Raw genomic sequence first — 13950 nt, 5'->3', positions numbered from 1 at the left:
CCGGCGCCCGCAAAGGAACCCCGATGATCCTCCAGGCCCTGCGTTCGCTGCTGTTTTACGCATTCTATTATGTGCAGACCGTCCCGCTCGCGATCATCATCGGGCTGACCGCGGTGATCTGGGGACGCACGCGGATCGGCTGGGCGCTGTCGCTTTACTGGATTCACTCCAACCTGATCGCCCTGCGCCTGCTGGCCGGTATCCGCACCGAAGTCAGCGGCGAGGAGAACATCCCCGACGGGCCGTGCATCTTCGCCGCCAAGCATATGAGCGACTGGGACATCTTCGCGCTGGTGCCCGCCGCCAAGCGGCCCGCCTTCATCGCCAAGAAGGAGCTGATGGACATCCCGCTGTTCGGCCATGCGGCGCGCGCCTATCACACCATCCGCATCGACCGCAGCCGCGGCAGCAACGCCATCCCCCTGATGCTCGAGGACGCTCGCGAAGCCCTGAGCCACGGCGCGCGAATCATCATTTTCCCCGAAGGCACCCGCAAGGCGCCGCTGGAACCGATCGACTACCGCCAGGGCATTACAAGGCTCTACGAGGGGCTCGATGTGCCCGTGGTGCCTGTGGCGCTCAACTCGGGTCTGTTCTGGGGCCGCAAGTCGCTGCTGCTCTGGCCCGGCACCGCGCGGGCCCGCTATCTGCCGGCGATCCCGCCGGGACTACCTGCCGCCGCGTTCCGCGACCGTCTGGTCGACGCCATCGAGACCGGCACCAATGCCCTGCTGTTGCGCGCCTATGACGATGGACTCAGCCGCCCGATCCCGCCGGAGCTACGCGAGCGGCTGGACGGACTGCGGCGCGCAGCCTCTGAGAACGGCGACGAAACCACTACATCTTGACCGATTCAGCGACGCAGCCCATAGATATCGTTAGGGTTACGAGGAACGCTTGACACTAGACGGCTTTTTGTTCTATTTTTGTTCTATTCCTCGTGCAATTTGAGGGGAACTTGCATGGTTCCGGTTCTCGATCGCTCACTTGAACACACGGCCCGCCCGGTCAACTGGCGGGGCCGCTCCGGGCGCTATTACGCGCTGGCGCCCGAACGCATCGAGGACTTTGTCTTTGCGGGCGAGGAACTCTATCTCGTCGCGCTCGGCAATCATGTCATGTGGGCGGGCTCCGCCCGCAATGTCGTCGAGGACGCCGTCAGCCGGGCGCGGTTCCGCCTTGCCATGGAATGCGGAGACCGGGTGTTCCACGTGGAATCCGGCGTCGATGAAGTCGAGCGCATGACGATCATCTGGGACCTAGAGGGCGCCGAACCCGCCATGGGTCTCAGCGCCGCCTAGGGCGAGGGACCAGCGCGCGCGTCGATCTCCGCGACCAGCGCATCGAGATAGCGATCGGCCATGCCCAGCGCGCTCAGATGCGCTGCCGTTTCACGCACATAGTCAGGGTTGGGACCGGATTCACCCACGGCACCGAGAACGATTTCGAGCTGCGCCTTAAGGTCGAGCTTTCCCGCGAACTGCGCATGGCGCTCATCCACCATGAACGTCAATGCCGGCCCCCTGCTGCGGTCCGCCATCTGCACCGGCCGCACGGTCTCGAGATAGACGCCATTGTCCATCTCGCGCGCGACGAGATAGTCATGCGCCTCTTCCCAAGCCTCGGGCGCCACGCCGAAGGCCATGCCCCGGCACGAGCCGCCGCGCACCAGCCCGAACACCAGTCCCGGCCGCGCGGCCGTGCCCCGATGCCGGTGCGACAGCACAGACAGCCGCCTGTGCGCGCCCAGCAACGTCGCCGGCATCTGGCGGACAAAGGCAAAGCCGGGATTCCAGATCAGCGATCCATAGCCGAACACCCAGTGGAGCTTTTCATTTTCCATGCCGGCCCTGCCTTGCTGTCGTCCAGTTGCTACCTTTAGGGTCCGCCGGGCGCAACAATCCGCGCCGCATGGGAGACCTGACGTTGCGCAAGATCATCGCCCTCGGTGTTTTCGTTCTGCTGCTGTGCGTGCTGTGGACGGCCGGCTGGTTCTGGCTGGCAGGCGAGGCCCGCACCCAGGTTGCGGCGCTGGCCCAGGCCGATGGCGAAACCACCCCGCAGTTGACCTGCGGCGCCATCAACACCTCGGGCTTTCCCTTCCGCGTCGACCTCGAATGCAGCGACGCCACCGTGCGCGATGCGGACATGACCTACCGGGTCGACGGGCTGCGCGCCTCGGTGCTCGCCTATCGGCCGACCCATGTCATTTATTCGGCTCACGGCCCCGTAGAGGTCGCCGATGCCTTCACCGGCTCCACCGCCCGGCTTGAGTTTGCCGGCTTCGAGGGCAGTGCCCGCGTCGTCTCACGCGACTTCTGGCAGGGCTGGCGCATCGCGCGCATCTCGATGACCGCGGACGAACTCAAATGGGTCGACACCACGACCGGCGATCTCGACCGCGGCGACGCCGCCCATGTCGAACTGCACCTGCTCGATATGCCCGAGGTCCACGACCGCGACGCCGGCCTGGCCGGACTGGCGCTTTATGCCCAGGCCGACGGCCTCAACCTGCCCCTCGCCAACGTCACCGATGGCCGTTTCAGCATCGAAGGGGAACTGACCGGCCTGCCCGACGATCTGAGCATTCTCGCCGCCGATCCGGATCCCGTGCGCAACTGGCAGCGGCGGGGCGGCGAACTGCGCAACATCCGCATAGCCGGCAACCAGCCGGCCCCGGACGAGGATTTCGAGATCACCGGCACCATCCGGCTCGACGATGCCGGACTGGCCGACGGCGACCTCACCTACCGCGGCAAGGGCGTGTTCGACCGGCTGGCCGGCACCGTGCCGCCGCTGGAGCTCGCCGCCTTCAAGGGCATGGCGCAGGGCGAAGGCTATTTCGGCAATACGCTCGCCATTTCCGGCGGCGCCGTGCGCCTTTTGACCTTCACCCTGCTGGAACTGCCAGCGCTATTCTGAGGACGTTCCCTCAGCCTCGCCGCGGATCCCCTCGACCAGCATGTCGCTCAGTCCCGAGACGCAGCGATCGCCCTGGATTGGAAAGCGGATCCTGTCTTCGCGTTCGTTCTGTACCGTGCCGGAAACGAAAGCGATGGTCACGTAGTCCGGCTCGAGCTGCGTATAGTACTTCGCGCGGTCGGCGAGGATCGGGTCGGCATGCACGATGCATAGCTCGATGGCCGCCCGCTCCAGCTTGTCAGCCGGCTGCGATGAGTCGCCAAGGCGATAGGTGAGCTTCAGCTCGCGCGGATCGGGGCCGTATTCGACATATTTGAGCACCGCACCGACATCGCTGGGGATGGCCGGTGCAACTTCGCGCACGCCATAGGGCATGGGATCGCAGGTCCTGTCGTCGGCAAGGGCATACCGCATCTCGTGGAAGCGGGTGACGGTCACGCCTTCGGGCGGCTCATTGGCAGGTTTGGTCGGCGTGAAATCATAGCGGACCCGCACAGTGGCGACGCCCTCTTCCTGCAGCTGCGCCCAGCTGTTGTTGACGAGATTCTGGCACAGCTGCCGGGCGTAACGCGCATAATTGTCGGCCGGCACCTGCCCATAGGGTTCAGGATCGAAATTCGGCACGCCCTTGACGATCAGGGTCTTGGGACCGCCGTCATTCGGCGTTTCGATCAGATATTCATTGATGGTCACGGTCGTGCCATTGCCCATGGGCACGGTTTCCTGCGCCATCGCTGTGCCGGTCATCAGCGCCGCGAACGCGGCCAGCACCAGACACCCCGCAGCAACGGGATTGAAAACTGCAGTCACTCTATCGTCCTCCTGCATTATCCCCCCCAAAGGGATAAGGAGCGCTCACAACAGGGACTGCTGATCCCGACGCGGCCGCTGAGAACGGCTCCATGCAATATTTCTATTGCGAAACATCGGGTTCTGGCAACGCCATGACGTCTTGGCGTTGCCAGATGCGTGTTGCGTCAGAACTGGGTCAGGCGCCGAGAGCCGACTGTTCGGCGCAGATCCGGTCGATCAACTGGTCGAGTTCGCCTCCCGGCGCCAGCCCTTCGGCCATGCGCGCCTTGAGGAAGCGGATCGGTTCCGCCAGCACCTCGTCGAGATCCTCGGAACAGCTGAAATCGCCTGCGACCCGCTTGACCTTGGAGTTATCGAACAGCGCTGCCCAGCTCTTGTCGCCGGTCAGCGGGCCCTCCCATTCCGGGTTGTAGCGGACCAGTGTATCGGTCGGCACATGCACGATCTTGGCCTCAGCTCCGATGCCGCGCGCGATCGCCTTGTAGATATCGTCCCAGGTGTAGGCCTTGTCGGAGGTGATGTGAAAGATCTCGCCGCTGGCATCGGACTTACCGAACAGGTTGACGAACGGCACGGCAAAATCCTCCGAACGCGTCAGCGTCCACGGCGTCGCCCCGTCGCCGGCGACGATCACCGGCTTGCCTGCCAGCATGCGGCGCGGGATCACGTCGTTCTCGCCCACCATGGTCGGCAACCCGTTGCGCACCGTGTGGCTGGGTCGCACGATGGTCCAGTTCAGCCCCTCCGACTTCGCCAGGATCTCCTCGCAGGCGATCTTGGCCTGGCTATAGGGCCAGTAGGGGTTCACCGCCGGCGTCTCTTCGGTGATCACATAATGCCGCGGCGGCTTCTCGTAGACCGAGGCCGACGAGATGAAGATGTAGTGCCCGCACTTGCCGGCGAAGGTCGCGATGTCCTCCTCCATTTGCTCGGGCTTGAACACCATGAACTGTGCCACGACGTCGAAATTCTGCTCCCCCAGCGCCCGATAGGCGTTCTTGTCGCCCATGTCGCCGACAATGGAGGTGACACCGGCCGGCAGGTCGGCCTCGCGCTTGCCGCGGTTGAACACCGTCACATCGTGGCCCGCCGCCACCGCCTCGGCCACGCACGGCAGCGAAATCTGTCCCGTGCCGCCAACAAAAAGTACCCTCGACCCCATAATACTATTCCATTCTGAACATGTGGAAATTTCCGCCCGGACGGGCGACCGCATCATAGAAAATTGCGGCCGCAGGCTCCAGTGCCATCCCACCACACGATTTCAACGCACCGCGTTTAGCTTGCCTTAAACCGCGGTAGATAAGTTCTGGGCAGGTAATTAAGACTGGCCTCTTCGCGGCATGAAAAAGCTTCTCCTTACAGGTGACAGCATCGAGATGACCTCGGCAATGCTGGGTTTCATCCGCCGCAATTTCATTTCCTCGATGATGATCAACCTGGCAGCGTCCATCGGCACTGCGCTGGTGGCGCCGCGCGAGGTGACACCATGGATAGACTGGTGGCTGGCAGCTGTGCTGGCGCTGACACTCGTCCGTATCGTCCTGCATTACAAAGTGCCGCCGCACGCGCCCGGTGACCACGCGCGCAATCAGCTGTGCCTGCGTATTTCCGCCGCCGGCACACTCGCTGCAGCAATGCTGTGGGTGGCAGTCGCCTGGCCGCTGGTCGGAGCAGATGCCCCCGAGGTCCGCTACACCACCAGCATCATCATCGGCGGCATGGCCGCAGGCGCATCCGGCGTTCTGGCGCCCTACCGCTGGATCGGCCCGCTCTATATCCTCATTCTGATCATTCCGCCTGCGCTCAGGATGACGCCCCACGAAGGCGCCGACGCCATGGTCGGTGGCCTCGCTGTCATGTACGCCCTGGTCATGATCGTCACCCAGCGTTCGAGCCGCGCGCAACTGCGCAATTCGGTGCTGCTGAGCCAAGAGAACTCAGCCCTGTTGACCAAGGTGCTGGACGCCAACCAGACGCTGGAAAAGCGCGTGGCCGAACGCACCGAGACCTTGCGCCAGATGGCGCTGCACGACCAGTTGACCGGCGCGATGAACCGACGCGGGCTGGAGTCGGTCTTCGCCGCGCTGTCCCCCGATCAGGCGCCCGTGCTCATCTATTTTCTGGATCTCAACCGCTTCAAGCGCATCAATGATACGCTGGGCCACGAAGCCGGCGACGAACTGCTGATCGAAGTGGCACGGCGACTGCGCACCGCGCTGCCCGCTGATGCCACCGTAGCGCGTTGGGGCGGCGATGAATTCGTCTGCATCGTGCCCAATACCGCCGACACGAAAGGGCTCGACGCTGCCATCAGCGTGGCCTTTGCCGAGCACTTCAGTTTCAACCGGCTCGAACTGGACGTCAGCGCCAGCGTCGGCCGCGCCCTCATGCCCCAGGACGGCACGACCCTCGAAACCCTCGTCGGTTGCGCCGATCTCGCCGGCACCGAGGCCAAGCGTCTGGGGCTGACCACGCCGCTGCATTATGAACCCCAACTCGCCACAGCGATGCACCGCCGCGACACCATTGCGGATGATCTGGCAACTGCCATCAAGGCGGACCAGCTCTGGCTTGCCTTCCAGCCCATCGTGAACGCGACAACCGGCAAGCTGCAGCACTTCGAAGCCCTGCTGCGCTGGACACACCCAGTGCTTGGAGAGCTCATGCCCGATGAGTTCATCCCCATTGCCGAGCAGACCAACCAGATACAGGAAATCGGCAACTGGGTGCTGGACCGCGCCTGCGCCGCCGCTGCCGACTGGCAACGCCAGGGCGTTGAGGCGGGTGTCGCCGTCAACTTCTCGATCAAGCAGCTGCTCGACCGGTCCGTTCTCGAGCTTGCAGCGCTGTCGCTTGACCGCCACGGGCTCGCGCCAGCGAGCCTGCAGATCGAAGTCACCGAATCCGTCTTTCATCCGTCGAGCGACGCGCCCGTCCTCGATATCCTGTGCCGCATCGATGCCATGGGCATCTGCCTCGCCATCGATGACTTCGGCACCGGCTACTCGTCGCTGTCGCGGCTGCGCGATTACCCGATCCGCCAGCTCAAGATCGACCGCAGCTTTATATGCGATATCGGCGGCAAATCGCGCACGGTGATCGAGGGTGCCGTGCTGATTGCGCGCCGCTTCGAGCTGACCGTGATCGCCGAGGGCGTGGAAACCAGCGAACAGGTCGAGGCCTTGCGGGCCCTGGGGGTGGACAGCCTGCAGGGCTATCTGATCGGACGACCGAGCCCCGACCCGATCGTTCCGGAGTTTCACCTGCCGCCTGTCGGCCTCGCCAAGCGCGCCAGCTGACAGGCAGGGCCGACCCGAGGCGGCCTGCACACCTTTCCCGCGCTGCGTTGCGATGCCGATCCTTCAAGAGACCAGCATTCCGCCTGTTCCTCTGCTGCGCCAGAGGATAGCCTCGCCGAAAAATCAGGAGGAACCCCATGACTACCACCGCCCACGCGCCATCCGTTGCGCTAGTCGAGCGCCTGCGCACCCGGCCGAGCTTTCAGATCTCGGTCGATGTCGACGACATGTCGCTGGGGCTGACGGTCGCAACGGCCGCCCTAAGCGCCGGCGTCGACCTTGTCGAAATGGGAACGCCGCTTTTGAAGACCGAAGGTGTGCGCAACGTCGTGCCGGCCTTTCGCGCGCATTTTCCCGACGCAATGCTGCTCGCCGACATGAAAACCATGGATGGGGGCGGCTTTGAAGCCAAGGGCGTCTATGGTGGCGGCGCCAATATCATCGATTTCCTCTCGGCCGCCGGCACCGCTACGGCGCGGGCCGTATGCGCGGTGCGCGATCAGTTCCGTCAGGACGACCCGACGCTGCCGCGCCTTGCCTTCGCCGACATCCTGCTGCCCCAGCAGGGCCCGGCGCAGGCAGCGGTCGAAACCGCCGAACGCATGGTCGAAGCCGGTGTCGACGGCGTGGGCCTGCATCTGCAGCTCGACGCCCGCCGCGCCGACCCGGAGCTGTTCCGCTCGAGCTATCTGTCCGATGCCGCCCGCGCCGTCTATGCCGCCGTCGGCGATCGCGTCTCGGTGCAGGTGGTCGGCGGGCTGACCATCGCCCAGGCCAAGGCGCTGGCAGCAGACGGACTCAAGGCCTTCGTCATTTCCGGCAATCTCGGCGAAGACGACGGCACGCCGCGCTACACGCTGCCTGCCGACCAGCTCCAGCGCCACATTGCCGGCTTCATCGCCGAGGTTGGCGGCTGAAACAGTCCAGCGCCGGTCGGGCCGAGACTCCCACGCTTACTTGCACTCCATATGTTCATATCCCGAACGAAACGCAAAAAGACGTACGTTACTCAGAACCGGGTTGACTTCCTCTAATATTATTGGATTCACTAATATTAGGACGGCACAGACCGGAACGGTCGGCCGCCCAATGGGAGGAGTTCGATATGAAGATCAAGCTGCTGGGCGCGCTCGCGCTCGCAGCGGGGTTTGCCTTGAGCGCAACGGCCCCGCACACGCTGGCGCAGGATACGACAATCCGCATGCTGCACATCGGCGACACGCCGGCGACCAACGAAATTCTGCAGTCCATCATCGACAGCTACAATGAGAGCCATCCGGGCGTCACCGTGGTCCGCGAGGCCATGGAAAACGAGGCCCTGCGCACCAAGCTGCCGACCCTGCTGCAGTCCAACGATCCGCCGTCGATCATTTCCAGCTTCGGCGGCGGCGACATCGAGGCGCAGGATGACGCCGGCTATCTCGCCGACATTTCCGAGCGCACCGACGACCTGCTGGCCGTGGTGCCGCAATCGGCCGTCCGCGCCTTCGAAGTGCACGGCAAGCAGGTCGGGGTGGCAACCGACTTCAGCCTCGTCAATCTCTACGTCAACAAGACGCTGATCGACGAGGCCGGCGTCACCCTCGACGAAATGAAGACCTGGGAGGGCTTCCTCGGCGCTGTGGAAAAGCTCAAGGCCGCGGGCATCACCCCGATCGTCACCTCGGGCGGCGACAAATGGCCGGTGCAGCACTGGCTGCTCTACCTGATGCTGCGCGAGGGCGGCGGCGACATCATGAACCGCGTCCGCGAGGAAGGCTTCGCGATCGAGCCGTTCATCGCTGCGGCCAATGACCTGATCGCGCTCGGCGAACGCGAGCCGTTCCAGGACGGCTGGCTCAACACCAACTGGCTGACCTCGATCGGCCAGTTCGGCGACGGCAAGGGCGCCATCTATCTCGCCGGCAACTGGGCCATCGTGCAACAGGCCGACAATGCCTCGGATGGCGAAGGCATTTCCCGCGACAACCTTCTGGTCGCCCCCTTCCCCGCTGTCGAAAGCGGCATGGGCGACGGCACCGAAACCGTCGGCGGGCTGTCGGGCTATACGATCACCGCCGGCGCGCCGCCCGAGGCCGTCGACTTCCTGATCTACTATGCCGGGCTCGAGCAGCAGAAGGCCTATGCCGAATCCGGTCTCGGCATTCCGTCGGCCACCGGCGTGGCGGAATACATCACCGACCCCACGCTGCAGTGGGTGGTGGAAACCATCGCCGCGGCCTCGAAGCACCAGAACTTCGCCGACCGCGACCTCGGCCCTTCGGCCGGTGGCGCCTTCAACGACGTCGCTGTGGCGCTCGCCGCGGGCGAAATGACGGCCGAGGATGCGGCCGCCACCCTGCAGGACGCCTGGGACAATCGCTGACGCGAACCGGGTCTCTCACCGCCCCTCGGTGCCGACGCGCCGGGGGGCTCCCTGACCTCCAGCAGACTTGACCATGGCCACGACCCAACGCCTTGCCTATTCCGGATCGATGCGCGCCCAGCGCGGCTGGAAGACGGCGCTGATCTTTGCGGCGCCTGCGCTGCTGCTCTTCACGCTGTTCATCACCCTGCCGGTGCTGGAGGCGGGCTATGCCTCCTTTTTCAACTGGAACGGCCTGCGCGCCCCGAGCGCAGACAATTTCGTCGGCCTGGGCAATTTCGAGCAGCTCGTCGGCAACAAGACCTTCCAGCGCGCACTGTTCAATACCGGACTGATCATCGCGACCTCTCTCGTCGTGCAACTGCCGCTGGCGCTTGGCGTCGCCGCCCTGCTGTCCGGACGCCAGACCGGCACGGTGCTGTTCCGCATGATCTTCTTTCTGCCCTTCATCCTCGCCGAAGTCGCGAGCGGGCTGATCTGGCGGTTCATGTTCGATGGCGACGTCGGGCTGATCACACAGATCTCGCAGGCTTTTGGCGGCGGCGAGATTCACCTGCTCAGCGACAAGAACCTCGCCATTGTCTCCATTCTCGTTGTCGCCACCTGGAAGTATTTCGGCTTCCACATGATGCTCTACATCGCCGGCATGCAGGCCATCGACCGCTCGCTTTATGAAGCCGCGGCGATCGACGGGGCCACTGCCTGGCAGCGCTTCGTCAACATCACACTGCCCGGCCTCGCCCCGACCATCCGGCTCAGCGTCTTCTTTGCCATCCTCGGCTGTCTGCAGTTCTTCGATCTGGTGGTGCCGCTGACGGGAGGTGGCCCGCTCAACAGCTCGCACACCATCGTCTCCTTCCTCTATTATTTCGGCATCACGCGCATGCGGATCGGCTTCGGCGACGCCGTCGGCGTCACCCTGTTCCTCATCTGCGTCGTGGTCGCCTTCTCTTACCGCCGCTGGGTGATGAAGAATGACTGACCACGCACTGCCCTTCGCCCGCCGCCGCGCGGCCCACCGTGACATGAGCTTCACCGGACCGGGTGCGGCGCTGGCGCGCCTGCTGGTTCTGGTCCTCATTGCGGGTTTCGTGCTGATCCCGATCGTCGCGACGGGCCTCGGCGGTCTGAAGACCCTGGGCGAATTACGCACCAATACGCTGGGCCTGCCGCAGGAGTGGATCTGGGACAACTACGCCGATGTCATCACCCGGCCCGAGGTCTGGCGCATGCTCGGCAATTCGCTCAACATCGCGATCTTCACCGTGCTGCTCACCCTCGCCGTCGCGGCGCCGGCGGCCTTCGCCTTCGCGCATCTGAAATTCTTCGGCGAACAGATGCTGTTCAACTACCTGATCCTGGGGCTGACCTTCCCCTTTGCGACCGCCATCCTGCCGCTATTCCTCAAGATCCGCGATCTCCAATTGCTCGACACCCATTGGGGCATCATCCTGCCCCAAGTCGCCTTCGGCCTCGCCGCATCGGTGCTGCTGATGCGCAATGCCTTCCGGCATGTGCCGACCGAACTGGTCGAGGCGGCATTGATCGACGGCGCCTCCTATGCGCGCATCTTCTGGTCGATCGTGCTGCCGCTGTCGCTGCCGATCGTTTCGACCGTCGCGATCATCACCTTCGTGCAGTCGTGGAACAATTACCTACTGCCGCTGGTCGTCCTCAACTCGCCCGAGAACTACCCTTGGCCGCTGGGCCTGATGCAGTTCCAGAGCCTCTATTCGACCGACTGGCCGAAGATCCTGACCTACATCACCATCACCATTCTACCAGCGATCACCGTCTTCCTCCTGGCCCAGCGCTACATCATAGCGGGTCTCACGGCGGGTGCCATGAAGGCGTGACACACGGCCGCCGTGGACATCGCGGCCGCATTCCAATACCCAGCAAGGCGACACAAACGCTTCGCGCGCGGCCGGAACGCGGCTGCCTATTGGAGGATCAAGACCCATGAAAACCCGTGCCGCCGTGGCCTTCGAGGCGAAAAAGCCGCTGGAGATCGTTGAACTCGACCTCGAAGGCCCCAAGGCCGGAGAGGTGCTGATCGAAATCAAGGCGACCGGCATCTGCCACACCGACGCCTATACGCTCGATGGCTTCGACAGCGAGGGTATCTTCCCCTCGGTGCTGGGCCATGAAGGCGCCGGCATCGTTGTCGAGGTGGGCGCCGGCGTCACCTCGGTGCAGCCGGGCGACCACGTGATTCCGCTCTACACGCCCGAATGCCGGCAGTGCAAAAGCTGCCTTTCCGGCAAGACCAACCTTTGCACCGCCATCCGCGCCACGCAGGGCAAGGGGCTGATGCCCGATGGCACGACGCGCTTCAGCTACAAAGGCCAGCCGATCTACCACTACATGGGCTGTTCGACCTTTTCGAACTTCACCGTGCTGCCCGAGATCGCGGTGGCGAAAATCCGTGAAGACGCGCCCTTCGAAAAGGCCTGCTACTGCGGCTGCGGCGTCACCACCGGCGTCGGCGCGGTGATCAACACCGCCAAGGTGACGCCTGGTTCCAATGTCATCGTCTTCGGGCTCGGCGGCATCGGCCTCAATGTCATCCAGGGGGCCCGCATGGTCGGGGCCGACAAGATCATCGGCGTCGATCTCAATGACGACAAGGAAGAATGGGGCCGCCGCTTCGGCATGACCGATTTCGTCAACCCACGCAAAGTGGAAGGCGACATCGTCCAGCACCTCGTGGGCCTCACGGATGGCGGCGCCGACTACACTTTCGATTGCACCGGCAATACCGACGTGATGCGCACCGCGCTCGAGGCCTGCCATCGCGGCTGGGGCGTCTCGACCGTTATCGGCGTTGCCGAGGCGGGCAAGGAAATCTCCACCCGGCCGTTCCAGCTGGTGACGGGCCGTGTGTGGAAGGGCTCGGCCTTCGGCGGCGCCCGCGGCCGGACCGACGTGCCCAAGATCGTCGACTGGTACATGAACGGCAAGATCGAGATCGACCCGATGATCACCCACGTGCTCGATCTCGAGGAAATCAACAAGGGCTTCGAGCTGATGCATGCCGGCGAGTCGATCCGCTCCGTGGTGGTCTTCTGATGGGGCTGGAAACCCTCTCGACCACTCGCAGTCACGGCGGCACGCAGGGCGTTTATCGCCATCAGTCCACCGCAACCGGCACGCCGATGACGTTCTCGGTCTTCGTGCCGGACCATGCCGAAGGGGCGAAACTGCCGGTCGTCTGGTACCTGTCGGGGCTCACCTGCACCCACGCCAACGTCACCGAAAAAGGCGAGTTTCGCGCCGCCTGCGCCGAACTCGGGCTGATCTTCGTCGCGCCCGACACCTCGCCGCGGGGCGAGGACGTGCCGGATGATCCGGAGGGTGCGTGGGACTTCGGGCTGGGTGCGGGATTCTATCTCGATGCCACGCAGGCGCCCTGGGCTGAGCACTACCAGATGCGCAGCTATATCGAATCGGAGCTGCCCACCCTGATCGGCGACAGCTTCCCTGCCGATATGGACCGCCAAGCGATAATGGGCCATTCGATGGGCGGGCATGGCGCGCTGACCAGTGCGCTGCGCAATCCCGGCCGCTTCAAGTCCGTCTCGGCCTTCGCGCCGATCTGCACCCCGAAGGAAGTGCCGTGGGGGGAAAAGGCCTTTTCAAGCTACCTGGGCAGCGAACGCGCCGACTGGAGGCAATATGATGCCTGTGCGCTGATCGAGGATGGTGGCCGTGTGCCCGACATCCTGGTCGATCAGGGCGAGGCGGATGGCTTTCTGGAAACACAGCTGATGCCGGATCGGCTGGCTGCGGTGTGTGAGAGCGTTGGTCAGCCGCTGACGCTGCGCATGCAGCCCGGCTATGACCACTCCTACTATTTCATCTCGAGCTTCATGGCCGCGCATCTGCGCTGGCACGCAGAACGGCTGGGCTAAGGCCCAGCCGCTCGGCTTCAATTCGACAGTTTGCTCAGACCGACTGGGAGAAGCGCTGACGCGCCTCCTGCTCGGTCGGCATGCGTCCGCCGGGTGTCATTTCATCGACCTGACGGGGGATCTCCGTCGCCAGCCGCTGGACCAGTTCTTCCCGCGACAGTCCGGTGCGTCGCGACAGCTCTTCGAGATTGTCCGCACCCACGGCGCGTTCAACCTCGTCCGGCGTCAGGCCCCGGGTCTCCACATTCGGATTGACCCAGGAATCGGCGACCTCGCCCTGCCCGGACGATTTGAACCGGTCCATCAGGTCAGCCAATCCGCCGGTCAGCACATTGTCGTCGGCATTGCCGTCGCCGCCGAACAACCCGCCGATGCCGGAGATCAGGCCATCCAGCCCACCGGGCTGGTCGCCCGGCTGGCGGTCGGCGCGCTTTTGCATATCGCCAAGCGCGCCGGCAATCTTGTCACGATGCTGATAGCCCGCGACGGCCACGAGGCCGAGCAACGCGAGCAATGATGGCATGCCTTTGGCCATGGTCTGTCTCCTCCCTGGCGCTGGATCAGGCGCGACGGCGGGCGATGAAACCCCACACGGCGAGCACGATGATCGCACCGACCACGGCGCCGATCAGAC

14 protein-coding genes are annotated in these 13950 nt (G+C 64.4%); 10 read left to right on the top strand and 4 right to left on the bottom strand.

The window, feature by feature from the left end:
* The first annotated feature begins 23 nt into the window (after positions 1-23).
* Together ACN0TK_RS01285 and ACN0TK_RS01280 are read left to right on the top strand one after the other, a co-directional pair.
* Positions 24-848 carry a lysophospholipid acyltransferase family protein gene (locus tag ACN0TK_RS01285; RefSeq protein WP_417307619.1) on the top strand — a complete coding sequence of 275 codons (825 nt, stop codon included), beginning with the start codon at positions 24-26 and terminating at the stop codon, positions 846-848.
* A gap of 114 nt (positions 849-962) precedes the next feature.
* Positions 963-1301, top strand: coding sequence for a hypothetical protein (locus tag ACN0TK_RS01280; protein WP_417307618.1), 339 nt, complete (start codon positions 963-965; stop codon positions 1299-1301).
* Here ACN0TK_RS01280 and ACN0TK_RS01275 read toward each other — a convergent pair.
* A complete protein-coding gene (locus ACN0TK_RS01275; RefSeq protein WP_417307617.1) occupies positions 1298-1843 on the bottom strand; it encodes a gamma-glutamylcyclotransferase in 546 nt (181 codons plus the stop codon). The genes ACN0TK_RS01280 and ACN0TK_RS01275 overlap by 4 nt on opposite strands.
* Before the next feature lie 83 nt (positions 1844-1926).
* Between ACN0TK_RS01275 and ACN0TK_RS01270 the strand changes: the two genes are divergently transcribed.
* Entirely contained in the window at positions 1927-2922 is a 996-nt protein-coding gene (locus ACN0TK_RS01270) for a DUF2125 domain-containing protein (protein ID WP_417307616.1), read from the top strand.
* Here the strand turns inward: ACN0TK_RS01270 and ACN0TK_RS01265 are convergent.
* Positions 2914-3732, bottom strand: a complete 819-nt coding sequence (locus ACN0TK_RS01265; RefSeq protein ID WP_417307615.1) for a hypothetical protein — start codon at positions 3730-3732, stop codon at positions 2914-2916. The genes ACN0TK_RS01270 and ACN0TK_RS01265 overlap by 9 nt on opposite strands.
* A gap of 178 nt (positions 3733-3910) precedes the next feature.
* Entirely contained in the window at positions 3911-4897 is a 987-nt protein-coding gene (locus ACN0TK_RS01260) for an SDR family oxidoreductase (protein ID WP_417307614.1), read from the bottom strand.
* A 181-nt stretch (positions 4898-5078) separates the two neighbouring features.
* Between ACN0TK_RS01260 and ACN0TK_RS01255 the strand changes: the two genes are divergently transcribed.
* From ACN0TK_RS01255 to fghA, 7 genes are all read left to right on the top strand, one after another.
* Positions 5079-7037 carry a putative bifunctional diguanylate cyclase/phosphodiesterase gene (locus ACN0TK_RS01255; RefSeq protein WP_417307613.1) on the top strand — a complete coding sequence of 653 codons (1959 nt, stop codon included), beginning with the start codon at positions 5079-5081 and terminating at the stop codon, positions 7035-7037.
* 137 nt (positions 7038-7174) lie between these two features.
* Positions 7175-7954: an orotidine 5'-phosphate decarboxylase / HUMPS family protein gene (locus ACN0TK_RS01250; protein WP_417307612.1), complete on the top strand. Its 780-nt coding sequence runs from the start codon at positions 7175-7177 to the stop codon at positions 7952-7954.
* A 188-nt stretch (positions 7955-8142) separates the two neighbouring features.
* On the top strand, positions 8143-9402 hold the full coding sequence (locus tag ACN0TK_RS01245) for an ABC transporter substrate-binding protein (protein WP_417307611.1): 1260 nt from the start codon (positions 8143-8145) through the stop codon (positions 9400-9402).
* Between the two features lie 73 nt (positions 9403-9475).
* The gene (locus ACN0TK_RS01240; protein WP_417307610.1) at positions 9476-10384 is read left to right on the top strand and encodes a carbohydrate ABC transporter permease; all 909 of its coding nucleotides are present in this window, start codon (positions 9476-9478) and stop codon (positions 10382-10384) included.
* Between the two features lie 43 nt (positions 10385-10427).
* Positions 10428-11258: a carbohydrate ABC transporter permease gene (locus ACN0TK_RS01235; protein WP_417307765.1), complete on the top strand. Its 831-nt coding sequence runs from the start codon at positions 10428-10430 to the stop codon at positions 11256-11258.
* A gap of 106 nt (positions 11259-11364) precedes the next feature.
* Positions 11365-12474: an S-(hydroxymethyl)glutathione dehydrogenase/class III alcohol dehydrogenase gene (locus ACN0TK_RS01230; RefSeq protein WP_417307609.1), complete on the top strand. Its 1110-nt coding sequence runs from the start codon at positions 11365-11367 to the stop codon at positions 12472-12474.
* The gene (fghA, locus tag ACN0TK_RS01225; protein ID WP_417307608.1) at positions 12474-13316 is read left to right on the top strand and encodes an S-formylglutathione hydrolase; all 843 of its coding nucleotides are present in this window, start codon (positions 12474-12476) and stop codon (positions 13314-13316) included. Before ACN0TK_RS01230 ends, fghA begins: the two co-directional genes overlap by 1 nt.
* A gap of 34 nt (positions 13317-13350) precedes the next feature.
* On the opposite strand, the gene ACN0TK_RS01220 is transcribed toward fghA, so the two are convergent.
* The gene (locus tag ACN0TK_RS01220) at positions 13351-13851 is read right to left on the bottom strand and encodes a YidB family protein (RefSeq protein WP_417307607.1); all 501 of its coding nucleotides are present in this window, start codon (positions 13849-13851) and stop codon (positions 13351-13353) included.
* Positions 13852-13950 lie beyond the last annotated feature (99 nt).

Source organism: Devosia sp. (assembly GCF_048261455.1).
Lineage (GTDB): Bacteria > Pseudomonadota > Alphaproteobacteria > Rhizobiales > Devosiaceae > Devosia_A.
This window is presented reverse-complemented; position numbering and strand designations above follow the sequence as displayed.